This window comes from Streptomyces sp. CB02400 (genome assembly GCF_001905725.1).
Classification (GTDB): Bacteria; Actinomycetota; Actinomycetes; order Streptomycetales; family Streptomycetaceae; genus Streptomyces; species Streptomyces atrovirens.
Window position 1 is genome coordinate 162,424 of sequence record NZ_LIWB01000005.1, and the last position, 25,038, is coordinate 187,461.

Annotated in this window: 18 protein-coding genes and 2 pseudogenes; 6 read left to right on the plus strand and 14 right to left on the minus strand. The window is 72.9% G+C overall.

Annotated elements, in window-relative coordinates:
• Positions 1-72: 72 nt before the first annotated feature.
• From AMK33_RS14340 to AMK33_RS42440, 7 genes are all read right to left on the minus strand, one after another.
• A complete protein-coding gene (locus AMK33_RS14340; protein ID WP_073933193.1) occupies positions 73-1,293 on the minus strand; it encodes an FAD-dependent monooxygenase in 1,221 nt (406 codons plus the stop codon).
• Positions 1,290-2,687, minus strand: a complete 1,398-nt coding sequence (locus AMK33_RS14345; protein WP_073933194.1) for an MFS transporter — start codon at positions 2,685-2,687, stop codon at positions 1,290-1,292. Before AMK33_RS14345 ends, AMK33_RS14340 begins: the two co-directional genes overlap by 4 nt.
• A gap of 263 nt (positions 2,688-2,950) precedes the next feature.
• Complete coding sequence (locus tag AMK33_RS14350) at positions 2,951-5,494, minus strand: FtsX-like permease family protein (protein WP_073933195.1); 2,544 nt, start codon at positions 5,492-5,494, stop codon at positions 2,951-2,953.
• The gene (locus tag AMK33_RS14355) at positions 5,491-6,336 is read right to left on the minus strand and encodes an ABC transporter ATP-binding protein (protein WP_073933196.1); all 846 of its coding nucleotides are present in this window, start codon (positions 6,334-6,336) and stop codon (positions 5,491-5,493) included. Before AMK33_RS14355 ends, AMK33_RS14350 begins: the two co-directional genes overlap by 4 nt.
• 132 nt (positions 6,337-6,468) lie before the next feature.
• A complete protein-coding gene (locus AMK33_RS14360) occupies positions 6,469-7,176 on the minus strand; it encodes a response regulator (RefSeq protein WP_073933197.1) in 708 nt (235 codons plus the stop codon).
• Between the two features lie 12 nt (positions 7,177-7,188).
• Positions 7,189-8,421 carry a sensor histidine kinase gene (locus AMK33_RS14365; RefSeq protein WP_201263024.1) on the minus strand — a complete coding sequence of 411 codons (1,233 nt, stop codon included), beginning with the start codon at positions 8,419-8,421 and terminating at the stop codon, positions 7,189-7,191.
• Between the two features lie 377 nt (positions 8,422-8,798).
• Positions 8,799-8,951: a hypothetical protein gene (locus AMK33_RS42440; RefSeq protein WP_158075123.1), complete on the minus strand. Its 153-nt coding sequence runs from the start codon at positions 8,949-8,951 to the stop codon at positions 8,799-8,801.
• A 163-nt stretch (positions 8,952-9,114) separates the two neighbouring features.
• Here AMK33_RS42440 and AMK33_RS14370 point away from each other — a divergent pair, with 163 nt between their 5' ends.
• Positions 9,115-9,888 carry a polysaccharide deacetylase family protein gene (locus AMK33_RS14370; protein ID WP_073933199.1) on the plus strand — a complete coding sequence of 258 codons (774 nt, stop codon included), beginning with the start codon at positions 9,115-9,117 and terminating at the stop codon, positions 9,886-9,888.
• A 59-nt stretch (positions 9,889-9,947) separates the two neighbouring features.
• On the opposite strand, the gene AMK33_RS14375 is transcribed toward AMK33_RS14370, so the two are convergent.
• From AMK33_RS14375 to AMK33_RS14385, 3 genes are read right to left on the minus strand one after another with little or no spacing between them, the layout of a single operon-like run.
• Entirely contained in the window at positions 9,948-10,457 is a 510-nt protein-coding gene (locus AMK33_RS14375; RefSeq protein WP_073933200.1) for an inclusion body family protein, read from the minus strand.
• A 59-nt stretch (positions 10,458-10,516) separates the two neighbouring features.
• The gene (locus tag AMK33_RS14380; RefSeq protein ID WP_073933201.1) at positions 10,517-12,355 is read right to left on the minus strand and encodes an alpha-keto acid decarboxylase family protein; all 1,839 of its coding nucleotides are present in this window, start codon (positions 12,353-12,355) and stop codon (positions 10,517-10,519) included.
• Positions 12,352-14,391: a flavin monoamine oxidase family protein gene (locus AMK33_RS14385; RefSeq protein ID WP_073933202.1), complete on the minus strand. Its 2,040-nt coding sequence runs from the start codon at positions 14,389-14,391 to the stop codon at positions 12,352-12,354. Before AMK33_RS14385 ends, AMK33_RS14380 begins: the two co-directional genes overlap by 4 nt.
• Positions 14,392-15,346: 955 nt before the next feature.
• On the opposite strand from AMK33_RS14385, the gene sigJ reads away from it, so the two are divergent.
• The 3 genes from sigJ (at position 15,347) to AMK33_RS14400 (ending at position 18,855) form a co-directional block, all read left to right on the plus strand.
• On the plus strand, positions 15,347-16,291 hold the full coding sequence (gene sigJ / locus AMK33_RS14390; RefSeq protein ID WP_073933203.1) for an RNA polymerase sigma factor SigJ: 945 nt from the start codon (positions 15,347-15,349) through the stop codon (positions 16,289-16,291).
• A 100-nt stretch (positions 16,292-16,391) separates the two neighbouring features.
• Positions 16,392-17,591 carry an NAD(P)/FAD-dependent oxidoreductase gene (locus AMK33_RS14395; protein WP_073933204.1) on the plus strand — a complete coding sequence of 400 codons (1,200 nt, stop codon included), beginning with the start codon at positions 16,392-16,394 and terminating at the stop codon, positions 17,589-17,591.
• A 427-nt stretch (positions 17,592-18,018) separates the two neighbouring features.
• Positions 18,019-18,855, plus strand: coding sequence for a DUF2182 domain-containing protein (locus tag AMK33_RS14400; RefSeq protein ID WP_073933205.1), 837 nt, complete (start codon positions 18,019-18,021; stop codon positions 18,853-18,855).
• Positions 18,856-18,873: 18 nt separating this feature from the next.
• On the opposite strand, the gene AMK33_RS14405 is transcribed toward AMK33_RS14400, so the two are convergent.
• The 4 genes and pseudogenes from AMK33_RS14405 to AMK33_RS43810 form a co-directional block, all read right to left on the minus strand.
• Positions 18,874-19,530 carry a DUF1326 domain-containing protein gene (locus tag AMK33_RS14405; protein WP_073933206.1) on the minus strand — a complete coding sequence of 219 codons (657 nt, stop codon included), beginning with the start codon at positions 19,528-19,530 and terminating at the stop codon, positions 18,874-18,876.
• A gap of 369 nt (positions 19,531-19,899) precedes the next feature.
• The gene (locus AMK33_RS14410) at positions 19,900-21,408 is read right to left on the minus strand and encodes a DEAD/DEAH box helicase (RefSeq protein WP_073933207.1); all 1,509 of its coding nucleotides are present in this window, start codon (positions 21,406-21,408) and stop codon (positions 19,900-19,902) included.
• Between the two features lie 243 nt (positions 21,409-21,651).
• Entirely contained in the window at positions 21,652-21,855 is a 204-nt protein-coding gene (locus AMK33_RS14415) for a cold-shock protein (protein WP_030856788.1), read from the minus strand.
• A 507-nt stretch (positions 21,856-22,362) separates the two neighbouring features.
• Positions 22,363-22,789 (minus strand): annotated as a pseudogene (locus AMK33_RS43810) (IS200/IS605 family accessory protein TnpB-related protein); the annotation flags it as partial.
• On the opposite strand from AMK33_RS43810, the pseudogene AMK33_RS41380 reads away from it, so the two are divergent.
• Together AMK33_RS41380 and AMK33_RS14430 are read left to right on the plus strand one after the other, a co-directional pair.
• Positions 22,790-23,236, plus strand: a pseudogene (locus AMK33_RS41380) (UDP binding domain-containing protein); the annotation flags it as partial.
• Between the two features lie 452 nt (positions 23,237-23,688).
• The gene (locus tag AMK33_RS14430; protein ID WP_235618099.1) at positions 23,689-24,780 is read left to right on the plus strand and encodes an acyltransferase family protein; all 1,092 of its coding nucleotides are present in this window, start codon (positions 23,689-23,691) and stop codon (positions 24,778-24,780) included.
• Positions 24,781-25,038: the final 258 nt, after the last annotated feature.

The following is a 25,038-nucleotide window of genomic DNA, read 5'->3' on the forward strand; positions in this document are numbered from 1 at the left end:
AAGGGTGTGTCCGGTACGACGCAGGTCGTGGGTGGAGTCACCGGTCGGCCGGGGCCCGACCCGGCTCGGCGGTCATGCCGGGCGCGGGGGCTCGGGCAGAGTGAGCGCCGTATGAGCCGGTTTTCCCTCCGCCGGGGGCATGGCACTGAGGCTGCGAAGCCTGTCGTTCCGCTGCTCCAGGGCCTGGGCGGTGGTGGGGAAGAGTGTGGCGCCGCCCTGGCCGACCAGCCCCTGGTTCACGGTCACGAACTCCCGGGTGTCGCGTTCGTAGGCGGCGAAGCCCGCGACATGGTCCCGGTCCGCGAGGCAGCCGGCGAGCATGTACGCGCCGACGAGGGCGAGGCTGGTTCCCTGTCCGGTGAGGAACGAGGGCGCGTACGCGGCGTCGCCGACCAGCGCGACCCTGCCGCTGGACCAGCGGGGCATGCGGATCTGGCTGACCCCGTCGAAGAACAGGTCCTCCGCCTCGCGCAGGGCGGCCAGCATGCCCGGGACCTCCCATCCCGCGTCGGCGAAGACCTCGGCGACCAGGTCGCGTTGGGCCTGCGGGTTCCGGAACACGCCCATGGGCGGCTCCGGCCGGGCGAAGTTCAGGAAGGCGTGCACCTCGTCGTCGTCCCCCACGGCGTAGAGTGCCGCGGCCCTGCCCGGGGTGTTCCACATCACGGTCTCGTGGGAGAGCCCGAAGGTGTTGCGCATGGTGAACACGGCGAAGCAGTAGCCGAGGTAGCGGTGGAACTGCTCCTCGGGGCCGAACAGCATCTCCCGGGTGCGCGAGTGCATGCCGTCCGCACCGAACACCATGTCGAAGGTACGGCCGCCGCCCCCGCGGAAGGTGACGTCGACCCCGTGGTCGGTCTGGTCGAGGGTGTCGACGGAGTCGTCGAACAGGAACTCCACGTCGTCACGGACCGCCGCGTACAGAGCGTCGGTCAGGTCCCCGCGCCGTACCTCCAGATCCCGTCCCGCGACGCCGCCGGTGACGGCGTGCGGGTGCAGGGAGGTCACCTCGCTGCCGTACGAGTCGAGGAAGGTCAGCCGTCGCAGGTCGATGTGCGCGTCCCGCAGCCGCGGCAGGATCCCCATCCTCCGGACGACCTCCAGTGCGGTGCCGCGCACATCGATGGGATAGCCGCCCCCACGCAGGGTGGGCGCCTTCTCCACGACCGTGACCGCGTATCCGTAGCGGTTCAGCCAGAACGCGAGGGCGGGCCCCGCGATGCTGGCCCCGGATATCAGGACCTTGCGCCCCGGCGTGCCACGGACATCCGTCAGCTGATCGGTGAGGGTCATTCCTTGACTCCTTTGGGCATGGTGCGAGTGACGAACAAGGCCAGCGACGTGACGACGCCGGCTATGACGAAGCCGGTGACGTAGGCCGATTCGGCCGCGACCTCCGACCCGGAAGGGGTCGCGGCGGTGAGAAGCGCACCACCGAGCTGCCCGCCCACGGCGTAGCCGAGTACGCGGCTCACCAGGATCAGGCTGGTGGCGATGCCGGTGTCCTCGGCCTCGACGGCCGTGGCGGTGCTGGTCATCATCGCCGTGACGCACAGGCCGTTGGCCAGCGCGATCAGCGCCTTGCCGACGACGAGGTGCCAGATCTCGGTGTGCACGGACGCCAGGACGACCAGGGAGACGGCCATCATGACGACACCGGTGTCGACCACGGCACGCGAGCCGAAACGCCGGTCCCCGATCCCGCCGAGCGGCCCGGCCAGCGTCGCGGCGACGGCGCCGGGCAGCAGGAAGAAGCCGATCTCGGTGGCGCCGGCGCTGAATCCGTACCCGTCGCCGCGTTCGTCGAGCAGCTGCGGAACGAGATAGACCGCCATCGAGGTGCCGAGGCAGATCACGAACGTCAGCACACACGCCTTCCAGATCGCGGGCCGTGCCAGCATGCGCAGATCGATCATCGGAGAGGCCGCACGCCGTTCGACGGACACCCAACCCGTGACGAAGACGGCCAGAAGCACGACGAGGGCGCCGAGCACGAGTGGTTGCGAGGCCGCTTCGGGCGCCAGCGCGAGTACGAGCATGAGCGTGACCAGCATCCCGCTCAGGAGCAGCAGGCCGGGCCAGTCGACGCCGGCGTCGTCCGACCCGCCCGGCCGGTCGGACGGCATGAGCCTGTTCACGAGCAGGGTGGCCCCGACGACCGCGATCGTGGGCAGCGCGAACATCCAGTGCCGGGAGAGTTCTTCCGCCACCGGCCCGGCCGACAGCATGCCGGCCATCCCTCCTCCGACGAAGAGTCCGCTGACCACCCCGATGGCGACCTTCGACTCTCCCGGGGGCAGGTTTTTGCGCACGACGATGAACGACAGGGGAAGCGCGCCCACCATCGCCCCTTGCAGCACCTGCCCGAGCAGCAGCACGGGCAGGTTCGGGGCCAGGGCGGACACCGTGCCGCCGACCGCGACGACCACCATCAGCCGGATCAGGACCCGTTTCCCGCCGTAGCGGTCGCCGAACCTGCCTGCCAACGGCGTGATGAGCGCACCGGTGACGAGGAGCACGACGCTGAGCAGCGCTCCTTCGGACTGGCTCATGTCCAGTTCGCGTTCCAGGAGCGGGATCGTCGGTGACACCACCGACTCCAGAGCGCCGGTGGACAGCGCCAGTAAACCGAGGGCTCCGACAGCGGCCTTCCCGATGGCAGCCGGGGGAGCCGGGGTTGTGGTCATGAGTGTCCTTTCCGTCATTGCCGGGTGAGGAAGGGAGCAGCGGGGGGGTGCGCACGGCATGTGGCGCTGCCGCCCCGCGGCTCGTGCCGGACGTGGGCAAGGGCCGCCGCGGCACGGTGTGCGCTGCTCCGCGGTCCGAGAGACGGGAGCCGGTACGAGGTGGGAGCCGGTACGGGGCGGGAGCCGGTACGGGGTGGAAGCCGGGTACGGGATGGAAGCCGGGTACGGGGGCCGACGCGGTGCCGGCTGCCGCCCCGGACGGGCTAGGACCAGCGGCGCAGCGCGGCCCGGGCCGGCAGCGTGACCGCGAGCAGGGCCAGGCCGCCGACGGAGACCGCGAAGGATCCGTACATCAGCGGGGGCACGTAGGGCATGTCACCGGTCACGCCGTTCATCATCGGAATCAGCGTGGCCGCGGCGATCGCGGAGCCGAGGACCAGGCCCACCGCGGCGACCAGCAGGCCCTCCCAGCGGAGCATCGTCATCACCTGACGCCGGGTGGAGCCGACGAGGCGCAGCGTGCCCAGCTCGCGGCGGCGGTCCAGGACCGTCATCACCAGGGTGTTGACCGCGGCGACGGCGGCGAACCCGCCGAGGACCGCGGCCATGGTGTTGTTCATCCAGGCGCCCAGCCTCGCGTCGCGGTTCCGCTCGGTGGCGTAGCCGGAGGCGTCGGTGACCTCGCCCAGGGCGGTGAGCGACTTCTCCGAGCCGCCCCGTACCAAAAGCGTGCTGTCGAAGCCCGAGGTGACGTGCCCGGCCAGGGACGCCCGGTCCATGGTCACCGTGGCCAGGCCGAGGCCGCGGCCGTAGACCGCGACGATCTCGGGGCTGACCTCCGTCCCGTCGGGGAGGTAGAGCGGGAGCCGGTCGCCGACGCCGGCGTCCGCCGAGGTCGCCAGGGTCCTGTCGATGGCGATGCGGCCCTCGCCGAGCCGGTCGAGGCTGCCGTCGCGTACGTCCAGGTCCTGCACCTTCGCCAGCTCGGCGCCGGAGCCGGTGACGCCCTGGGTGGCCGCGCCCTGGAGCGCCTTGAACTCGCCGGAGCCGGTCGGCACGAGCACCTGCGTGTTCAGCAGCCCGACGGCCGCCTCGACGCCCGGCGCGCGGGCGGCGCGTGCCGCCGCGTCCACCGGGAGCCCGGCCGGGTCCGTCACCACGTGGTCCGCGGTGATGCCCGCGCGCAGCTGCTTGTCGGCGGCGTGGGTCTCGCTCGTGTGCATGAACACGAGGGTCGAGGAGAAGGCCACGGCGAGCACGATCGGGGTGATCGCGGAGGCGAGGCGGCGGGCGTTGGTGCGGGAGTTGGCGGCCGCGAGCCCGGCCGCCGGGCCCGCGCCGCGCAGCGGGAGGCCGAACAGGCCGGCGCACAGCCGGGCCACCAGCGGGCCGAGCAGCCCGACGGCGAGCATGAAGAGCATGACGACGCCGAGGGCGGCGCCGGCCGCGTCGTCTCCGGCGGAGCGGGCGGACACCCCGGTAAGGATCGCGCCTCCGACGAGGGCGCCGACGCCGAGAAGGGTGCGGACCGGGCCGGGCCGCAGCCGCTCCACGGACGCCTCGGACAGCGCCTGTCCGGGCTTGATCCTCGCGGGCCGGCGCCCGGCCGTCCAGCCTGCGCCGAGCGCGGTGAGCAGCCCCATGACGACGGCGGCGAGCAGCGGGAGCCCGGAGACGTGCAGGTCCACGGCTTGCGGGACGGCGCCCCGGTCCTGGAGCTGCCCGAACCACCAGTGCGCGAGCCCGATGCCGGGCAGGCAGCCGATGATCCCGGCGAGCGGCGCGACGAGCAGTGCTTCGGAGGCGACCGCGCGGCGGACCTGCCGCGGGGTGGCGCCGACGGCGCGCAGCAGGGCGAATTCGCGGGCCCGCTGACCGACCGAGAGCGCGACGGTTCCGGCGGCGGTGAAGACGGCGACGATGGCGGCGATGCCGCCGAAGGAGCCGCCGATTCCGAAGAGCGTCACCTTGGCGTACCCGAGGCCCGGGTCCTCGACGGCACCGCGGTCGTCACCGGTGTGGACCTGGACGCCGGTGCCGGCCAGGGCCTGCTTCACGGCGCCGGCGAGGGCGTCGGCGCCGGTGCCGTCCTCCGCCAGCACGACGACGGCGTCGGCCTTGCCGGGATGCCCGGCGAGCACGGGGGCCTGGGCGTCGGCGAACCAGGCCAGGGCGCCCGCCTCGCCGGCGTCGCGGGCGGTCTCCGCGGGGCCGGCCTCGGCGAGGCCCGCGACGCGGAAGTCCTGCTGCCCGGCGGCGGTCTCCAGCACGACGGTGTCGCCGACCGCGGTGTGCGCGGCACGGGCCGTGCCCGCGTCGAGCACGACTTCCCCTTCGCGGGGCGCGGAGCCGGTGGTCAGCGAGGTGCCGGTGAAGGTGTGCGAGCCCCATCCGTGCGCGGTGAGCACACCGCCCGGAACGGTCAGTGCACGGGCGCCGGAGCCGGCGCCGTCGTCCGTCGCGCGCACCGGGAAGGTGAAGTCCGCGACGGCGGCGGCCGCACCCGGCGCCCCGGCGGCCTTCGCCGCCAGCCCGGCGTCCATCCGTGCCGTGTCCGGCAGGGGCGTCGCCTCCTTCTCGCGGTCCTCGCCGCTGCCGGTGACGACGTACTTGTTCTGGTCCGCCGCCGCGACGACCGGCGCGTTCGCGTACCGTTCCGGCGGCACGGAGGCGCGCAGGCCGGTCTCGAGCAGGATTCCGCAGGCCGAGACGATCAGTGCGGACATCAGCAGCGCGAGGAAGGTCCCCGCGAAGGACGCGGGCTTGAAGCGGACGGCCTCACGGGCGAGTCCGTTGGGGCGCCTCATGCCGCCACCCCCGCCATCGCACCGGCGCGGGAGGCGCGCGAGGTGAGCACGGCCATCCGTGCCGCGATCTGCTCCGCCGAACCGCGCTCGAGGTGGTCGGCGAAGGAGCCGTCGGCGAGGAACAGCACACGGTCGGCCCAGGCGGCCGCGGCCGGGTCGTGGGTGACCATGACGACGGTGGCGCCCAGAGCGTCCACGGCGTTGCGCAGCAGGCCGAGGACCTCGGCGGCGGTGCCGGTGTCGAGGGCGCCGGTGGGTTCGTCCGCGAAGATCACGTCGGGGCTGGTGACCAGGGCACGGGCGACGGCCACGCGCTGCTGCTGGCCGCCGGAGAGCTCTCCGGGCCGGCGCTTCGCCTTGTCGGCGAGCCCGACCTGGGCGAGCACCGCCTGCGCCCGGCGCCGGTCCTGGCGCTGCCCGGCCAGGCGCATCGGGAGCAGGACGTTCTGCTCCACGGTCAGCGACGGCAGCAGGTTGAACGCCTGGAAGACGAAGCCGAGCCGGCTGCGGCGCAGCTCGGTGAGCTCGTTCTCGCTCATGCCGGTGATCTCCGTGCCGCCGAGGCGCACGGATCCCGCGGTCGGCCGGTCGAGCCCGGCGGCGCACTGCAGGAAGGTGGACTTGCCGGACCCGGACGGGCCCATGACCGCGGTGAACGTGCCGCGCGGCAGGGCGAGGTCGACGCCCGCCAGGGCGTGCACCGTGCCCGCCCCGCGGCCGTACTGCCGCCGGACGTCGCGCAGTTCGACGGCGAGACCGGGCGTGGCGGCCGGGACCTCGGGCCGGTTGTCCGCCTCCGGCCGGCTGTCCGCCTTCTGTCGCTTGTCCCTGCGTGGCCTCATGTCCCGTCTCCCTCGTACGCGCGCTTTCTGTGACGGGTGAAGAGTGCGGGGACGGCTGTGTGCCGGGCGTCATACCGGGGAGCCAATGTGGGGGTGCTACCGCGGTAGGGGATGGAGGAGGGGCGGGGGGTCCTACTCGCCCGGGGCCACCAGCCCCGACTCGTAGGCGAAGACCACCGCCTGGGCGCGGTCGCGCAGGTCGAGTTTGGTGAGGACGCGGCTGACGTGCGTCTTCACCGTCTGCTCGGCCAGCACCAGCGTCTGCGCGATCTCCCCGTTCGACTGGCCGCGGGCCACCAGGGTGAGGACCTCGGTCTCGCGTTCCGTCAGGCCTTTGAGCCGCAGCGCGGGCTTGCCCCGGGCGGCGGGGCGCTGTTTGGCGAAGTCCGCGATGAGGCGGCGCGTCACGGAGGGGGCGAGCAGAGCGTCGCCCGAGGCCACGACGCGGACCGCCGCGATGAGGTCGGCCGGCGGCGCGTCCTTGAGCAGGAAGCCGCTCGCGCCCGCCCGGAGCGCCTCGTAGACGTAGTCGTCGACGTCGAACGTGGTGAGCATCAGCACGCGCGGCCGGTGTTCCCCCACTGCCTGAAGGGCGTGGGAGGCGCCCCCGCCACCGGGTGCCGGCTCCAGGATGCGGCGTGCGGCCTCCAGCCCGTCCATCTCGGGCATCCGCACGTCCATCAGCACGACGTCCGGGTGGGTACGCCGGCTCAGCTCGACGCCCTGCGCGCCGTCGGGGGCCTCGCCCACCACGTCGATGTCGCTCTGGGCGGCCAGCAGCGCGGCGAAGCCGGCCCGCACCATGGCCTGGTCGTCGACGATGATGACGCGCGTCGTCACGTGAAGTCCTTTTCAGTCGAGGGAGTTCAGAGGAAGTCGGGCGGCGACCCGGAAGCCGCCGTCCGGCAGCGGCCCCGTGTCGAGGCTGCCGCCGACGAGCCGCACCCGCTCGCGCATGCCGACGAGCCCGTGCCCGGTGCCGCCCGCCTCGAGCGGCCCGTCGGGCGGCTGGGGCGGAGGTCCGTTGACGACCAGGACGGTGAGCCGCGCACCGCACCGCGGATCGGGCTCCGTCACCGACAGAGACACCTGCGTGCGGGCACCCGGCGCGTGTCGCACGATGTTCGCGAGGGCCTCCTGGACGATCCGGTACGCGGACAGGCCGACCGCCTCGGACACCTCGACGTCGCAGGGGGTGAACTCCACCGGTCCGACGGTCCTCGCCGTCGCCTCCACCAGCTGCCCGATCTGCGTCAGGCCCGGCTGGGGCACGAGCTCGCCGTGCGCCTCCTCGTTCCGCAGCACACCGAGGAGGCGGCGCATCTCGCCGAGCGACTCCCGCGCGGTCGCCGCGATGGACGTGAACTCCTCCCGTACGTCCGGCGGCAGCCTGTCGAGGCGGTACTCCGCGGTGTCCGCCTGCACCGTGATGACGGACATGTGGTGCGCCACCACGTCGTGCAGCTCGCGCGCGATCCGGGCGCGCTCCTCCAGCAGCGTCCGCCGGCCGCGCTCGGCCTCGCTGATCGTCTCCTGCTCGACCAGCCTGCGCTGCACCTCGTACCGCTCGCGCAGCACGCCGCCCAGCAGGAGCGCGACGCCGCCGAGGATGGTGAACAGCGACTCCTCGGCCCCGAAGCCGTGCGGCGCGACGAACCCCAGGCCGACATTCGCACCTGCCGTGGCGAGCCACACCAGCACCAGCGTCCGGCGCCGCTCGCGCAGCCCCAGGGCGAGGCAGAGGGCGACGTACCCGACGAGTTCCATGGGCGGGAACGGCCACAGCAGCCGCTCCTCGAAGTCGACGGCGAGCAGGGCCAGCGCCCCGGCCACGTCCGCGACGAAGACCACGCACCAGGCCTGCAGCGGCCGTACGACGGCGAGCAGCAGCGGCGCGGCCTGCGCGACGGCCAACCCGCCGGCGACGCCTCCGTTCAGGCCGTAGTCGGCGGTGAGGACCACGATGGTGGTGGGCAGCAGGGCGACGCACAGCACGAACGCCAGAGCCCACGGCAGCACCCGCACCCACGGCCGTGAGGCCCCCGCGAGCAGCGCGCGCGGACGTTCCTCCTCCACTGGGGTCATGGACACCAGCCTAGGTGCCGCGGGACGGCGTCAGGAGACGCGCGACCGCCGGGCGGAGTCGGCGGGGCTTGTCGCGCGGTGGCGTTCTCGGGGTGCGGCGGAGGCGGGCTTCGCCGTGTACTGCCGGCACGCGTGGTCACTACGGCGGTGGTCGGCAACGTCCTGGGGCGGCGCATCCATCCGTCTCCCTCTGTCTCGTCCGTGGGGAGACGAGAAGGTAGCGACGCGGTGGGCGCCGGGGCGTCACACCAGGGAGCCAGGACGCGGTGATACCCGGGTAGGGGGTGCGCCAGGTCCGGTCACCGCGCGGCATGGGCCGCACCGCCCCCGGTGGGCCCGTCCTGCGGGCAAGGACCTCCCGGAACGCCCGCCCTCCCCTACGCCACGATCTCCCCCGCGGCCGCGACGGTCCCCGGCGCCCCGCTCTCCCGCTGCTCGGACTGTGTCCGGTACAGCTCGGTGCAGCGGCCGCCGTCCTCCCCCGGTGCGCCCGGACCGGCCGCCCCCGTGTCCTGGTGCGTACGCACCACAGGCCGGCCCCCTGCGGCCGCCGCTCGTCGAGTTGTCCGCGAACTCCCCCGGCATTGTCCGTGATCGGTAACGGACGCATCCCGAGGGCACCGGACCCCGTCATGTCAGGTGGGTTCGGGGTGGCCGGGGCCCGACGGACAACTACGCGAGGGCGGGGCGGACATGGCACGGCACGGCGGCGGGCGGGGCTGGTACGGCAAGCTGGTCGGGGCGGCGCTCGGGGTGACGGTGCTCGCCGTCGGCGCCTCGGTGTGGACCGCGCAGGCCGACCCCGTGAGCGGTCCGTCGCCGAAGGCGACCGCGTCCGCCGCGCCGGGCGGTGACTCCGAGCAGGTCGACGTGAGCATCGCGCACGCCTCGGAGGCGGGGGCGCGCGGCGTCAACATCACCATCGACGACGGCCCCGACCCCGCGTGGACCCCCCAAGTCCTCGACATCCTGCGTGAGTACGGGGTGAAGGCCACGTTCTGCGTGACGGGGATCCAGGCCCAGGCCCACCCGGACCTCGTGAAGGAGGTCGTCGCGGCCGGGCACCGGCTGTGCAATCACACGGTGTCGCACGACGTCACGATGGACAAGAAGCCCGAGGCCTACCAGAAGAAGGAGATCCTCGACGCCGAACGCATGATCATCGAGGCGTCGGGGGGCGTACGGTCGATGTACTACCGCGCCCCCGGCGGGGCCTTCACCCCCTACAGCCGCGAACTGGCCGCCTCCCGGGGCATGCGCCCGCTGGGCTGGAACGTGGACACCAAGGACTTCGAGCAGCCGGGCGCCGACGCCATCGTCGCCACCGTCCAGCGGGAGATCGCCAACGGGCCGACCGTCCTCTTCCACGACGCGGGCGGCGACCGCGCCCAGACCGTCGAAGCCCTGCGCCGCGTCCTGCCCTGGCTCGAGGAGCAGGGCTACACCTTCGGCTTCCCGGTGCGCTGAGCCCTCGGTCCCTCCGCGACCGCCACCTCACGGAGGGACCGGCGTTCACCCGGGGGCCGTCAGGGCCGCTCGATGGTGATGAAGGGGTCCCACTGGAAGTACCCCTTCAGGTTGCGGTGGTGGTCCAGGATCTGGAAGAAGAAGTGGTAGGTGACCTTGCCGGTCCGCTTGACCGTCGTCCGCCAGTAGTGGTCCTCGTACTCCTGGGTCGTGAACGCCGGGCTGCCCTCGCTCCCCTCCCGCGGCATCGGGTAGACGCCGTCTACCACCTCGATCTCCGGCGTCCTGATGAGCACGTGCCCGCTGTCGTCGCTCACGTACCGGTACAGGAGTGCCGTGTAGTCGCTGCCGAGCGACAGCGTCGTCTCCCGCCACTTGACGCTGTCCCCGGGCTCGGCCCGGAGGTTCAGCTCGGCACCCGACGTGCCGATGATGTGGTCCTGACGGGTGGTCATGTAGATCAGGCTGTGGTCGACGTAGGTCGGCGCGTCGGGGTTCTTCGACGCGCCGGGGTTGCGTTCGACGATCGTCGCCGCGTCGAACGCGATCAGCACGTTGAGCTCGGCCATGTCCTGCCCCTTTCGGATACGGGTCGTGCTCTCTGCTCCCTGGCGGGCCGGGCGGCCCGTCAGGCGGTCGTGCCGGGCTTCGGCACCTTGTACGCCATCGCCCGCGGGTAGTCGTGCCGGTGCAGGCGGACGCGGACCAGCAGCGGTCCGGCGTTGACCGGGTCGGCGGGGTCGGTGAGGCGGGCCAGCAGGGCGTCCAGCTCGGCGGTGTCCGTGACGTGGACCCCGTGCGCCGGGGTGTCCCGGCCGGCGAACACGTCCGCGAGGCGGTCGTAGTGCCACGGGTGGAGGACGTTGTAGAAGTCCGGCTCGGGCCGGTCCTGTCCGGCGTAGTAGGACGGGTGGACCAGCATCTGCTCGATGCCGTAGAAGTGCCCGTTGTCCATGACGAACACCACCGACCGCAGCCCGAGCCGGGTGTGGGTGGAGATCTCCTGGCAGGTCTCCTGGAAGGCGCCGTCGCCGACGAACACCATCGGACGGGCGGGCGCGCGTTCGGGGGCGAGCGCGGCGCCGGTCGCCGCGCCGACCGACCAGCCGATGGACAGCCAGCTGACCTGGGACAGGAACCCGCCCGCGGGCAGCGACAGGTTCATCGAGCCGATGAGGGAGAACGCGGCGTCGGAGACGACCGTCCAGTCCTCCCGGGTCTCCTCGCCCAGGAAGTGGTTGATCCGGTCGAACACGCCGTCGTAGGTGAGGCGTCCGGAGTGCCGGGCCGCCGAGCCGGTGAGACGGAGTGAGGCCCGGTGGTGTTCCAGGGTGGCGGGGCGGTGCTCGGGCGCTCCGTGGTGGGCGTGGGCCTCGGCGTAGTAGTCGGCGGTCAGCCCGCCGGAGCCGTAGGCCTTGACCAGCGCGTCCTGGAGGGCGGGCAGCAGCTGTCCGAGCTGTACGTCGGGGAAGTAGGAGGTGCCGACGCTGACACCACCGTGCGCGGCCATCACCCAGTCGGTGCCGACGGACTGCTCGCCGCCGAGGTTCTTCGACGTGGACCAGGCGCCGAGCCCGATCCGGCAGGTGGCCCACTCCTTGAAGATCCGGTGCACGTCCGGATGGCTGGCGTGGCCGTTGTAGACGCCGTGGAAATGCGGCTGGTCCTCGTCGAGTACGGCCTTGGCGCCGACGGTGGTGCAGTACGGCACCCCGGTGGCCTCCACCAGGTCGGTGAGCTGCCCGCCGAGGCGGAACCGGTCGGTCTCCTCGCCGGCCCACACGATCGGGCGGGGCCTGCCGTCCGGGCCGGGGTGCTCCTCGATCAGGGTGAGGATCGCGTGCACGGCGTCGTCCAGCATCGTGCGGCCGCGGGCGCCGAGCGGCCGTTCGCGGGGGACGATCGGCGCCTCGGGTTCGGCACAGGGCTCGTCCCACAGGTCCTCCATGACCTCCAGGTAGACCGGCTTGAGCTCGGTCAGGCACGCGGTGAGCGCGGCGTCGATCTGGCCGGGGGCGAGGCCCGGGTGGGAGATGACCCGCGCGTCCGCGGTGACCTGCCGGTAGACGTCCAGGTTGCTCTCCGTGCGCGGGCTCATGTGGGAGGTCAGCAGGCCGAGGGCGCGCTGGTTCTGCCACTGCTCGTAGGGCGGGGAGGCGTTGACGGCGACGAGCGGGACCTGCTCGACGTAGGCGCCGCCGCAGGCGTTGAGCAGGTTGAACGCGCCCACGCTGTAGGTGACGGCGGCGGCGCCGATGCCGTGGATGCGGGCGTAGGCGTCGGCGGCCTGGCCGGCACCGCCCTCGGTGGGGGTGCCGACCCATTCGATGTCGCCCTCGGCGCGCAGGGCGGTCAGGAACGGGCCGAGGTGGTTGCCGGGGACGCCGAAGAGGTGGGTGATGCCCAGCTCGGCCAGGCGCAGGGCGAGGTAGCGGGCGACCGTGCACCCGGGGTCGACCGAGGTCATGACGTGTGCTCCTCCCGGTCCGGGCCCGGGGTGGTGACCGGCGGGGCCCGGTGGACGGCGACGGCGGCGCGGACGGCGCTCTCCAGGGCGCCCTCGATCCAGGCGTGCTTGAGGGAGGTGTGCTCCCCTGCGAAGTGCACGGGGCCCTCGGGCCGGGAGACGTCCAGGTGGAAGCTGGTCATCTGGTGCGGGGTGTAGATGGCGGCCTCGCCGAAGGCGTACGGGTCGCGGGCCCAGCTCTGGGTGGCGCCCCGGCCGCTGAAGAACACCTCGATGCGGCGGCCGTGCAGGGCCTGGAGGTTGCGCAGGGCGTAGACGTAGCGCTCGGCGTCGGGCATGGAGTCCCAGCGCGCGGCGTCGTCGGACCAGCAGTACGAGGCGAGGACGACGCCGCCGGTGCTGCCCTCGACCCGGTGCGACGGGTAGTACATGAACCGGTTGGGGTTGTCGGCGGCGGAGCCCCCGCCGAAGCAGTGGGTGGCGGGGCGGACGGCGGGGCCGCGCAGCGGCAGGGTGCTGTCGATCTGCCGCATCTCCTCGGTGACGCCGTTGTCCTTGACCGCGGCGCCGAGCAGGCCGGCCTGCGGATCGGGGAGGGTGACGCGGGGCGCGGTGTCCGCCCCGGCGCTGTGCCGGTAGTACGCGTACAAACCCGGTGCGATGTTCTCCAGCTCACTGCGCCAGTCGTCCTCGGTGAACTCCCACCACCGGTGGCTGAACTCCAGCAGCACCTTGGTGGCCTGGTCGTAGTGCGTCTCGATGATCGCGCGGCGCTTCTTGTACGACATCGAGGGGACGATCTCCACGAAGCGCAGCGCGGAGAACGGGACGGTGACGATCGCCAGGTCCGCGGTCCACAGCCGCGGCGGGGCCTGGGGGTCGTCCTCGGCGACGGTCTGTACGGCCACGCCCCAGCCGTCGGGACCGACGGCGCCGGTGCCCTCGGGATCGGCGTCGCGGCTGGGGTCGTGGTACTCGAGACGGACCATGCGGTGGCCGAAGCGCACCTCGTCGCGCAGGCCCTGGTGCAGGGCGTGCGGCAGGCGCCAGCTGCCGCCGGGGATCTCCCAGTAGCGGACGGCTGGGTTGATGTCGCTGCGGCTCAGGAAGCTGTGGAAGAAGGAGAGGTGCAGCCGGGAGGACATGTTCTCCAGCGTTCCGACGGCCTCGATCGCCTCGTCGCTGAGCCCGGCGTGGTCGCGCAGGAAGCCACCCATCGAGTAGCCGTCGAAGTCGCGGATCACCCGGGCCCAGCCCTCGACCCACTCGTCGAAGGGTTTGTCGACGCGCTTTCCGTCGACGATGTCGGAGTAGTAGTCGCGCACGCTCTCCAGCGCGTCGTCGACCATCTTCACCACGGGGGCGCGGACCTCGTCGTCGGTGAGGTGGAATTCCTCGTTGATCCGTTCGGGACCGGTGGTGTAGTCGGCCCGCCGCACCTGGACCCGGTTGGCGCGGATCCAGGAGTTGCCACGCTTGTCGGGCTCGCGGAAGTCGGGGCTGTCGTCGCCGTAGGTCCAGGTCCGGCCGGTGAAGGACGTGTACGTGACCGGGGGGACGGGGACGTCGGGGCCGCTGCCGGTGGAGGGGTCCACGTCCACGTTGTAGAACTGGCGGCGGCCGAGCCCGAGTTTGTCGACGAGGGCGAGGACGAGCGGATGGAAGTCGGGCAGCCGCATGGCGCCCGCCTCGGCGTACTGGGCGGGGTCGGTGAAGGGCTGGTGGTGCTCGGTGGCGCGGAAGGTCTTGATGCGCCCGCCGACGCGGCCGGTGTTGGCCTCGAGGATCGTGACGTCGTGGCCGGCGTCCTTGAGCAGGCGGCCGGCGACGAGGCCGGTGATGCCGGCGCCGACGATCAGGATCTTCTTGCGCGGGTGGTGGGTGGGGCCGAGGTGGCCCGTGTCGATCAGGGCGTGGAGGTAGTCGAGCTTGAGGTCCTTGTCGTCCGGGCCGACGAGAAGGAGTTCGCGGGCAAGTCGGAGACAGGTCTGCCAGCGCGCACGGGTGGCCGAGTTTTCCCGTGGAATGTCGGTCATAGCTTGCGATCGTAGAGATGGAGAAACGGTTTCCCGTTTTCCCCGGAAGGCAAAGTCCAAAAAACATCGATCGCACCGCTTGACGTGAATTCGGCTTGCTCGGATTATTCTTGCCGGACGACAGATTCACCAGGGACGGATGGGGAGCAAGGAACGAAGCCGAATCGATAATTCGCTTATGGAATGCGGAAATCCTGGTGTCTCGATGACGGTGGTCCCGCCGGCCGGCCGGGGGCGGAAAGGGCACGGCGACGGCGGTTTTCCGCCGAGCCGTCGCCGCCGCGGCCTCGCTCGACGTCGTCGGCGCCCCGACTGCCGTGGGTGCCGACGCGGGAGGCGGCGGCGCGATGCGGAGGGCATCTTCCCGCTTCCGCACGCCGGGTGACGGGCCGTCACCGGTACGAGGCGGGGGGCGGCGCCGGCGCAAGCCCCGCGCGCCGCACGCCGGTCGCGGGTACGGCCACGCCCGGACGTGGTTCACCGGAAGGGCCGCGCCGTTCCGGAGGCGTCCCGGTCCGAATTCGTATGAATGCGATGCGCGGCGCGCGAGCCCGCCCCTCCTCAGCCGTTCCGGAGACGAACCCCGGGATCACGGACCTGGATTCCCATCCCGTCGATGTGTGCGCGGGCTTCGGGGAGGGAAATCGCCTCGAGCGACGGCGCACTCCTCATCACCGAATTCCGCGACAACGCGCGGCCGGTTCCCCGTGTTTCCCCGGAGGGCCTGAGAGCGGCCGCCTCGGCCCGGTTCGCCGTGCCCGATCGCAAAGACACGACGACCTCGCGCCGGTGTGCGTCTCTCCGGTGCGCGTCGGAGCGGCCTCGGGGCGCGTTCGTCCCCGGCGGGAACGCCGGGCGCTCTCCGCAGGAGTCCCGGCGGGCGTCCGGAGCCCCGGCGGGCGTCCGGAGCCGCCGCCCGCGCCCCCGGGACCCCGGCCGGGCTAGGATCCGGAGCATGGCCCTGACCGTGAAGGACGTGGACCGGTTCGAGGCTTCCAGGCCCCGTCTGGAGGCCATCGGCTACCGCCTCCTCGGCTCCGCGAGCGAGGCCGAGGACGCCGTGCAGGAGACGTTCCTGCGCTGGCAGGCCGCCGACACCGGCCGCATCGAGGTCCCCGAGGCCTGGCTGACGAAGGTGCTCACCAACCTGTGCCTCAACCAGCTCACCTCGGCCCGCGCCCGGCGCGAGACCTACGTGGGCGAGTGGCTCCCCGAGCCGCTGCTCGCCGGCGACCGGATGCTCGGCCCCGCCGACACCGCCGAACAGCGCGAGTCGGTCTCGTACGCCGTCCTCGTCCTGCTGGAACGCCTCTCCCCCAACGAGCGGGCGGTGTACGTGCTGCGGGAGGCCTTCGACTACCCGCACCGGGAGATCGCCGGGATCCTCGACCTCACCGAGGCCGCCAGCCAGCAGATCTTCCACCGGGCCAGGAAGCACGTCGCGGACGGCAAGGCCCGTACCGAGATCGACGAGGCCGCCGCCCGGCGGGTCGTCGACGAGTTCCTCGCCGCCGCCACCAGCGGCCGGACCGAGCCGCTCGTACGGCTGCTCACCCAGGACGCCGTCGCGGTCGGCGACGGCGGCGGGAAGGTCCCGGCCCGAGCCAAGGCGTTCGAGGGCGCGCTCGCGGTCGCGACGTTCATGCGGGGCCTGTTCAAGCCGGGCAAGGCCAAGCGCGACATCGTGGGCGGCTCGCCCGGCGTCTACGCCACGACCGCCAACGGCGACCCCGCCCTGGTGGCGGTCCTCGACGGACGGATCGTCGGCATCATGTGCTTCGCGGTCACCCCCGAGGGCATCACCGCGATCCGCAACCAGGTGAACCCCGACAAGCTGGAACGCGCGACCCGGCTCTGGGCGGGCACCGACCACGGAGAACCCCTGCTCACCGCCTTCTGAGCATCATGTGACGCACGTCACTTCCCGCTCCTGTCAGGAAACGGCGGGCCGCCCGGTTCAAGGGGCGACCCGCCGAAGAGCCGACGACAGGAGCAGGGAAATGCAGCACCGCATCATCGTCCTCGGAGCCGGATACGCCGGAGCCGTCGCCGCCGGGCGCCTGGCCAAGCGGCTGCGCCGCGAAGACGTCGCGATCACCCTCGTCAACGCCGAGCCCGACTTCGTCGAACGCGTCCGCATGCACCAGCTCGCGGTGGGCCAGGAGCTCAGGCCCCGCCCCCTCGGCGAGATGTTCGCGGGCACCGGCGTGGAACCGGTGGTCGCGAAGGTGACGGGCGTGGACGCCGACCGCAGGACGGTCACCGTCACCGACGACACCGGGGGAAGCGAGCGACTGACGTACGACACCCTCGTGTACGCCCTCGGCAGCGGCTGGGACACCCGAGGCGTCCCCGGCGCCGCCGAACACGCCCACGAGATCGCGAGCCGCCCCGGCGCCCTCCGGCTGCGCGAGCGCCTGGCCGGCCTGGACGCGGGGCGGTCCGTGGTCGTGGTCGGCGGCGGACTCACCGGCCTGGAGGCCGCGACCGAGATCGCCGAGTCCCGCCCGGACCTCGACGTCTCCCTCGCCGCCCGCGGCGAACTCGGCGACTGGCTCTCCGCCAAGGGCCGCCGGCACCTGCGCAAGGTCGTCGACGGGCTCGGCATCACGGTGCACGAACAGACGTCCGTCACCGCCGTCGGGGCCGACCACGTCACCACCGCCGACGGCCGCTCCCTCCCGGCCGCGGTCACCCTGTGGACCACCGGCTTCGCCGTCCACCCGCTCGCCGGGGCCACCACCCTGGAGACCACCGGCACCGGCCGGATCGTGGTCGACGGCACCATGCGCTCCCTCTCGCACCCGGAGGTGTACGCCATCGGCGACGCGGCACTGGTGCAGGGGCCCGGCGACAAGCCGCTGCGGATGTCGTGCGCCTCGGGTGTCCCCACCGCCTGGCAGGCCGCCGACACCATCGCGGCCCGCCTGACCGGCGGCAAGCTCCCGAACACGCCGATGCGCTACTTCAACCAGTGCATCTCGCTGGGCCGCAAGGAGGGCCTGATCCAGTACGTCACCGCCGACGACCGCTCCGTCGACGTGGCCCTGACCGGACGCCTCGCCGCCCTCTACAAGGAACTGGTCTGCAAGGGCGCGGCCTGGGGCGTGGCCAACCCGACCCTCGGCGTTCCGAGCCGCCGCCGCGCCCTGGTCCACGAGCCGGCCGCCCCGGTCACCCCGCTCAGGCCGGCGGCCTGAACACGGCGGGGCGGTACGTGAGGGAGCGTCCGGTGTTGTGTCGTGGCGCGGACACAGCACCGGACGCGCCGCGTTCCCGCTCCTGCCTGACCGGGGCGGGCTCCGCGCTCTTCGGAGCCGCCGTGGGCGGTCGGCCGGCGTCCGGCGCCGCGCGTGGCGACGGCGGCGCTCCGGGTCCTCCTGCCGGCGCTGCCGGTGGTCGCCGTGACGGTCTGGCCGGCATGGTGGTTCTTCGCGACGCGGGGGACGCCGGCCGGCCGCCCCGGTGACTCGGGCCTCTGCCCGGCGAGCGACGTCCCGCCCCGGTGGTCCGCCCGGCTCCCCGCCTGACGCGACGGGCTCTTCGCGCTTCCCCGGCCGCGCGGCGTGAGGTCGCGGCGCGTGGGGATGCGTGCTGTCCTGGAGACAGCGGCAGGAGTACACACCGATGCGCCACAGCCGGACTTCCCCCCTCACTCCCGCCCGGCCGGCCGCGCCGACCGGGGCGGGCGGGGGCCTGCTGCCGGTCCGGGAGTTCGCGGTCGCCTGGTTCCTGGTCGTCCTGATCGCGGTGCCCGCCTGGGTTCTCACCATCGGGCAGGCCCGGGACATGGGCGTCGGGCCCGGCACGATGGGGATGGCGCTGCCGCTGTTCCTGCTGCTGTGGGTGACGATGACGGCGGCCATGATGCTGCCGTCCATGGCACCGGTGGCCCTCACCTGGGTGCGGGGGATCGGCCGGCGGTCCTCCGGCCGGGCGCGGGCCGCGCGCACCGCCGAGTTCTTGGGCGGGTATCTGCTCGTGTGGACCGCCTTCGGGGTCCTCGCCTACGCGGCCCTGGCCCTCACCGGCGACCTGGTGGACGACCGTCCGACCGCGGGACGCTGGATCGGCGCGGTGGCCTTCCTGCTCGCGGGCCTGTACCAGCTCGGCCCCCTCAAGAACGTCTGTCTGCGGCACTGCCGCGACCCCATGGGCCAGCTCGTGCGGTACGCCGCGTTCCGCCGGCCGGCCCGCGACCTGCGGGTGGGCGTCCACCACGGCGCCTACTGCGTCGGCTGCTGTGCGGGACTGATGGCCGTCCTGGTCCCGCTCGGCGTGATGAACGTGGCGGCGATGGCGGGACTGGCCGTGGTGATCTTCGTGGAGAAGCTGTGGTCCCGCGGTCCGCTGCTCGCCCGGGTCGTGGGCGTGGCGTTCCTCGTCCTGGCCGTGCTCGCCCCGTTCCAGGACTGGCTGCTGCCCGGCCTGGCGGGAACGATGTCCCCGATGCCCGGCATGTGAGTGAGCCGCCCCGGTCCTTTACTCCGGCCCGCTCCAGTCGAACCGGAAGTGCTTGCTCGACTTCCCCGAGCGTTCCCAGGAGAAGCCGAAGGCGTCGGCGCGGTCGGTGGTGGCCCGGCCCCAGGTGGCCACCTGGCCCGGCCCGACCTCGGAGCCCGGCGCGTTGTGCACCTGGACCCGTGCGCCGTCCGGCGTCGTCGGGCCGGTGAGCGCCTCGGCCGTGGCCGTGACCCGGCCGGGGATCTCCGCCCGCCACGTCGCGAGGTCCTCGTCGATCTCCACGTGGACGGGAGCGACGTCCGTGCCGCGCATCTCGGGGTGGAACATCTCCCCGAACTGCGCGGGCCATCCGCCCGCCTCACCGCCGAAGACGGCCCCGAGCGCGGCGCGCTGCCGCTCGTCGGCCCGTTCGTCGAGGAAGACCGCGGCGTACGGGTCGGTGTGCGTGCCGGCCCAGGGGTTGCCGGTGAAGGAGCCGAGCATCAGGACGTTGAGACCGTCGAGCCGCACGTCGCCGAAGCTGCCTTCCCGGATGTGCCAGACCAGTACGCCTTCGCAGTCGCCGTAGGTCGGGGGCTGGGCGAACGTACAGGGACACGGTATGGCGCACTTGCACACGTCGAACCAGTCGCCGGCCAGGTGCCAGCGCGTACCGGTGGTGACCTGCTCTGTCATCTCGCTTCCCTCCTGCCGGGCCCCAGGGGGCCCACTCGGAGCGGCGAGACCGCGTGTCCCGGGCCCGCGCCCGGGATGACGAGGCGGCCTCTCCTTTCCAGCTTGCACCTCACCACCGGGCAGGGGAACCCCATCCATGACGCCCCCGCCCCGCCGGACGGCGTCGCGGCCGGCCCGGCCCTTCGCGCCGGAGCACCGTGCTCGCGAGGTACTCCCGCCGACGAGGCGGCGGTACGACGACGAGGGCCCTGCCGGCGCGTGCCGGCAGGGCCCTGGTGTCTCTGTTGTCGCGGTTTTCCGCCTGTCCTCCTGTTGTCCTCCCGCGACGGCGGAGAACGGAACGACAGGGGGTTCGCGGTCCCGGCGGCTCTAGGCGGCCGGGCCGGAGTCGGGGCGTCGCGGTGTCCTGCGGCGGCCCTCTTCGCCGGCGGGGCGGCCCTGGCCGGCGCGGCCCCGGCGGCCTCGGCGGCTGCGGGAGGGGGAGGACGTGGCGCGGGGGCGTTCCACGGGCGGCGCGGCGATGACGACCGGGACACCGGAAGGGGCCTGGGCGCCTGTGATGCGGCTCAGCTCCGCCTCGCCCGAACGTACCTGGGTGATCAGGGGGGTGATGCCCGCCGAGGCCATCAGCCGGCTCATGTCGCGGCGCTGACCGGGCGTCACCAGGGTGACGACGCTGCCGGACTCCCCGGCGCGGGCCGTACGGCCGCCGCGGTGCAGGTAGTCCTTGTGGTCACTGGGCGGATCCACGTTGACGACCAGGTCGAGGTTGTCGACGTGGATTCCGCGCGCGGCGACGTTGGTCGCCACCAGCACCGTCACGTCCCCGCTCTTGAACTGGGCCAGGGTCCGCGTGCGCTGCGGCTGGGACTTGCCGCCGTGCAGGGCCGCGGCGCGGACACCGCTGCTCAGGAGGTGCTTGGTCAGCCGGTTCACCGCGTGCTTGGTGTCGAGGAACATGATCACTCGGCCGTCCCGCGCCGCGATCTCGGTGGTCGTCCGGTGTTTGTCCTCGTCGTGCACGTGGAGTATGTGGTGCTCCATCGTGGTGACGGCGCCCGCCGACGGGTCGACGGAGTGGACCACCGGGTCGGTCAGATAGCGGCGGACCAGGCGGTCGACGTTGCGGTCCAGGGTGGCCGAGAAGAGCATCCGCTGTCCGTCGGGGCGCACCTGGTCGAGCAGGGCGGTGACCTGGGGCATGAAGCCCATGTCGGTCATCTGGTCGGCCTCGTCGAGGACCGTGATGCCGACGTCGTCCAGCACGCAGTCGCCCCGGTCGATCAGGTCCTTGAGCCGTCCGGGCGTCGCGACGACCACCTCGGCCCCGGCGCGCAGCGCACCGGCCTGCCGGCCGATGGACATCCCGCCGACGACGCTGACCGGCCGCAGGCCCACGGAGCGGGCGTACGGGGTGAGCGCGTCGGTGACCTGCTGGGCGAGCTCGCGGGTGGGGACGAGGACGAGGGCGAGCGGCCGTCGCGGCTCGGCCCGCCGTCCCGCCGTACGGGCCAGTACGGCGAGGCCGAAGGCGAGGGTCTTGCCCGAGCCCGTACGGCCCCGGCCGAGTACGTCACGACCGGCCAGGGAGTTCGGCAGCGTCGCCGCCTGGATCGGGAACGGCGCGGTCACGCCTTCGCGGCCGAGCGTGGCCAGCAGCCGCGCGGGCATGTCGAGATCGGCGAACGACTCGACGGCGGGCAGTGCGGGCGTGATCGTCTCCGGCGGCGCGAACTCGCCCTGTACGACCCGTCCGGCCTGCCGGTCTCCGTGACCCTTGGAACGGCGCGGGCCGCCGGAGCGGGGGGAGCCCGAGCGGGGGGAGCCGGGGCCTCCCCCGGAACGGTCATGGGTGCGGGACGTGCGGGCACGCTTCATGCGGAACCTTCCTTGATGGGGCGCGTACCAAGGAATTCCCGCAGCACATGGGCGGCGCAGAGAATCTCGAGACGAGCCGAAGTCGATGGGGCCGAGCCGGGCCGGTGGAGAGGCCGACGGAGGATACGTCACCGGCCGGTGAGGTGGTGGAGCCGCCCCGTCACGTGCCCGGAAACGCAGCGAGCCGGGGCCCGCACCCCAGAGGTGCGGGCCCCAGCTGCGAAGTACGCGTCGGCGCCGGTGTCAGGCGGGAACGATGTTCTCGGCCGTCGGGCCCTTCTGGCCCTGCGCGATGTCGAACGACACCTTCTGGCCCTCGTGCAGCTCCCGGAAGCCCTGGGCGGCGATGTTCGAGTAGTGGGCGAAGACGTCGGGGCCGCCGCCGTCCTGCTCGATGAAACCGAAGCCCTTTTCCGGGTTGAACCACTTCACAGTACCGGTAGCCATGTCATTTCTCCTTCGGAGGCGTTATCGGGAATTCACCCTGCGCGAATTCCGTGTCGCCGTGATGATCAACCCGTAGGAAATGAACCCGCTGGCAACCACACCTGCAACCGATACCGACACTAGCACGGTGCGATCGGTCCCGCGTGATCGATAATTCCGTCCCGTCGGCGACCTGGGAATACGCACCGCGCCCGGCGCTTATTCCTCCCGTCACGGACACGAAGGTCACATCCCCGGTGCGCGACGGCCGCGGTACGTCACTGCCCGGAGGGGTGGATCGTGGCGTTCTCGGGACCTTCGGAGGTGTGTGGCCATCCGCCTGCCCCTGTTCTTGCGCGGTGCTCCCCCGTTCACGGGGAGGCGAAGCGCATCTCGATACTGCTCTGACCTCGTTTTTGGGCACGGATCCGCGCTGTTGGCTTCAGTCGGATCGCACGGGGTGCTGCTGGTTTTCGATCCGTCTCAGCCTCTCCGCCCTCTACGACCGGCCGGCAGTGGTCCTGCCGATCACCGTTCCCGGTCAGTGAGCATGAGTGAGTCTTGTGCCCGTTCCTGGTCGCTGCGGTCATCCCGAACTGTTCCGGGTGTCCTGGTCGCCCGCGTTCGCTCCGTGTCCGGCGGCACGGATCGTGTCCGTGGTCCGGGAAGGCGGGGGCGGGGTCCCTCACGCTCAGGAGTGTCCGGTCCGGCCTGGACGGTCCGGTGCCCGTGCACATCGCTCAGGTGTGCACGGGGCGGTGCCGTCCGACGCCGGACGGGACCGTCCCTGGGCGCGTCGTCCGATCGCGATGCCGGCCGCATCGTGACGGGTGGTCTTGCGGGTGGTGGTCGTCAGTGGCTCCTGCCGGTGCCGGGCGCCCCACTTCGAGGTGCAGGCGGGGTCGACGGCGACGATCGCGACACCGGTGGCGTCGGCCATGGAGGCCAGGCGGGCCAGGTGGACGACATCAACAAGCGCCGCCGCGCCCGTACCGTCGACCTCGTCCGCGAGCTCGCCGGCGGCGACCTCACCGGGGTCCGGGTGACCGCCCTCGGAGCGGCCTTCAAGCCCAACTCCGACGACATCCGCGACGCCCCGGCCCTCGACGTGGCGAACACCCTGCACCGGCTCGGCGCCCACGTCACCGTCGTCGACCCGGCCGCCACCGAGAACGCCCGGCGCAGCCACCCGCAGCTCGGCTACGGCACCGACGCGGTCTCGGCCGCCGCCGGCGCCGACGTCGTCGTCCTGCTCACCGAGTGGAACGAGTTCCGCCAGCTCGCCCCGGAGGCCATGGGCGCCGTCGTGAACCACCGCCGCATCGTCGACGGACGCCACGCCCTCGACCCCGCCCGGTGGCGTGCCGCCGGCTGGGAGTACCGCGCCCTCGGCCGCCCGTGACGAGGCGGTGCGCGAGGGCACCGGTTCCCGGGCCCGGCGCACCGGGAGCCCGAAGGAGCGGCCGCGGACACCTGCCGAGGACGTCGCCACCGCGGTGATCACGACCGTGGATCCGCCGGCCCCCGCCGCCCCGGGTTCCCGCGGTGCCGTCGGGCCGCGGGGCGGGCGGGCGGGGCGGTCCGGCGTGCCGCGGGCGTCAAGGCACCGGGGCCCGCGGCCGTGGTTTTCGTTCCGCCGACCCGGTGATCGGGTGCGGAAGAGGCATGCGTCCGCGGTTTCCGGAAAGGCGGAACGAGTTACTCCCATGTAGTCGGCAGCAGGGAGCGATCTCGTTCATGGCTCAGGAAGCGGGCCCGGCGACAGCAGAAGGATCCGGTACGGGGACGAAAGCGGCGGAGCCGCGCGGACGCTTCAGACCCGCCGCGGGGGGAGGCCGGGGCTTTCCGTCCGCGGTGGCGCGCAGCGGTCGGGTGAGCGGCCTGGACGGGCTGCGGACGGTGGCGGTCGCACTGGTGCTCGTCTACCACGTGGCCCCGGACGCGCTGCCGGGCGGCTCGGTCGCCGTGGACCTCTTCTTCACCATCAGCGGCTTCGTCATCACCCGGCTGCTGCTCGCCGAGTACGCCCGCACCGGCGGCGTCGCCCTGCTCCCCTTCTACCGGCGGCGCTGGCTGCGGCTCGTCCCCGCGCTGCTGGCCCTGTGCGCGGTCTGCGCGATCCTGTCGACGACCACCTCGCTGTGGGGTTTCGACAACTCCCTGCCGGCGGCGGGGCTGTCGGCGCTGTTCCTGGTCAACGTCGTACGGGCCACGGAGTCCGGGCCGTACGGCGACATGATGGGGCCGCTCGCGCACACCTGGTCGCTGGGGGTGGAGGAGCAGTTCTATCTGTTCTGGCCGCTCGTGCTGCTGGTGCTGCTGCGGTACGCCCGTGCCCGCACGGTGCTGCTCTGCACGGCGGCCCTGTGCGCGCTGCCCGTGCTGTGGCGCTTCGCCCTGTGGCAGCCGGACGCGGTCCACCGCATCTACAACGGCACCGACACCCGCGCCGACCAACTGCTGGCCGGCGCCCTCGTCGCCGTGGTCCTGGCGCGGCTGCGCGCCGACGATCCCCGGCTGGCGGCCCTGCGCACCTGGGCGGGCCGGCTGGCCTGGCCGGCGCTGGGCCTGCTGGCGCTGGCGGCCTGGCGGATGCCGGTGACCGCCGGCGCGGGCCCCTGGACGGCCTGCTGGTACACCGTCGGGTTCCTGCTGGTGGCGGCCCTGTCCGCCGCCCTGGTCACGGCCCTCGAACTGCGCCCCGCCCAGGGACCCTCCCGGCTGCTCTCACTCACGCCGCTGACCTGGGTGGGCCGCAACCTGAGCTACGGCATCTACCTGTGGCACTACCCCGTCGTACGCCTGCTGGCCTCCCTCGGCATGGAGGACGGACTCCTGCCGGCCACGGCCGTACTGACCGTCCTGCTGGCCCTGCTGTCGTACTACGCCGTCGAGGCACCGTTCCTGCGCAGGGCCCGGCGCCCCGTGCCGGCCCCGGCGCTCTGATCGGCTCCCGCCGCCCTCGGCCGGGGTGCGGGCGACCGGGGCGTCGGCTCGGCCGTGGCCCAGCCCGCGCCCGGCCCAGAGCCGATGGAGGGGAAACAGCCCGCCGGACTCCGCACCGCGTCGGTCACCGGGTTCTCCCGTCTCGCGTGCGCGTGGTCCTGTCGCGTGGACGACCGAGGGCGGGAGGCGAAGTCGTCGCCGCGGCGACACGGACGTCACAGGGCCTCGGTCCGGGACGGCCCGCGATACCGGTCCGCT

Excerpts from the sequence above, each read along its gene's own strand:
- AMK33_RS14380 (WP_073933201.1), bottom strand. The coding sequence starts at position 12,355 with ATGACCTCGGTCGACCCCGGGTGCACGGTCGCCCGCTACCTCGCCCTG.
- AMK33_RS14365 (WP_201263024.1), bottom strand. The coding sequence starts at position 8,421 with ATGACCCCAGTGGAGGAGGAACGTCCGCGCGCGCTGCTCGCGGGGGCC.
- AMK33_RS14345 (WP_073933194.1), bottom strand. The coding sequence starts at position 2,687 with ATGACCACAACCCCGGCTCCCCCGGCTGCCATCGGGAAGGCCGCTGTC.
- AMK33_RS14400 (WP_073933205.1), top strand. The coding sequence starts at position 18,019 with ATGCGCCACAGCCGGACTTCCCCCCTCACTCCCGCCCGGCCGGCCGCG.
- sigJ (WP_073933203.1), top strand. The coding sequence starts at position 15,347 with ATGGCCCTGACCGTGAAGGACGTGGACCGGTTCGAGGCTTCCAGGCCC.
- AMK33_RS14340 (WP_073933193.1), bottom strand. The coding sequence starts at position 1,293 with ATGACCCTCACCGATCAGCTGACGGATGTCCGTGGCACGCCGGGGCGC.
- AMK33_RS14395 (WP_073933204.1), top strand. The coding sequence starts at position 16,392 with ATGCAGCACCGCATCATCGTCCTCGGAGCCGGATACGCCGGAGCCGTC.
- AMK33_RS14405 (WP_073933206.1), bottom strand. The coding sequence starts at position 19,530 with ATGACAGAGCAGGTCACCACCGGTACGCGCTGGCACCTGGCCGGCGAC.
- AMK33_RS14415 (WP_030856788.1), bottom strand. The coding sequence starts at position 21,855 with ATGGCTACCGGTACTGTGAAGTGGTTCAACCCGGAAAAGGGCTTCGGT.
- AMK33_RS14375 (WP_073933200.1), bottom strand. The coding sequence starts at position 10,457 with ATGGCCGAGCTCAACGTGCTGATCGCGTTCGACGCGGCGACGATCGTC.
- AMK33_RS14385 (WP_073933202.1), bottom strand. The coding sequence starts at position 14,391 with ATGACCGACATTCCACGGGAAAACTCGGCCACCCGTGCGCGCTGGCAG.
- AMK33_RS14355 (WP_073933196.1), bottom strand. The coding sequence starts at position 6,336 with ATGAGGCCACGCAGGGACAAGCGACAGAAGGCGGACAGCCGGCCGGAG.
- AMK33_RS14350 (WP_073933195.1), bottom strand. The coding sequence starts at position 5,494 with ATGAGGCGCCCCAACGGACTCGCCCGTGAGGCCGTCCGCTTCAAGCCC.
- AMK33_RS14370 (WP_073933199.1), top strand. The coding sequence starts at position 9,115 with ATGGCACGGCACGGCGGCGGGCGGGGCTGGTACGGCAAGCTGGTCGGG.
- AMK33_RS14410 (WP_073933207.1), bottom strand. The coding sequence starts at position 21,408 with ATGAAGCGTGCCCGCACGTCCCGCACCCATGACCGTTCCGGGGGAGGC.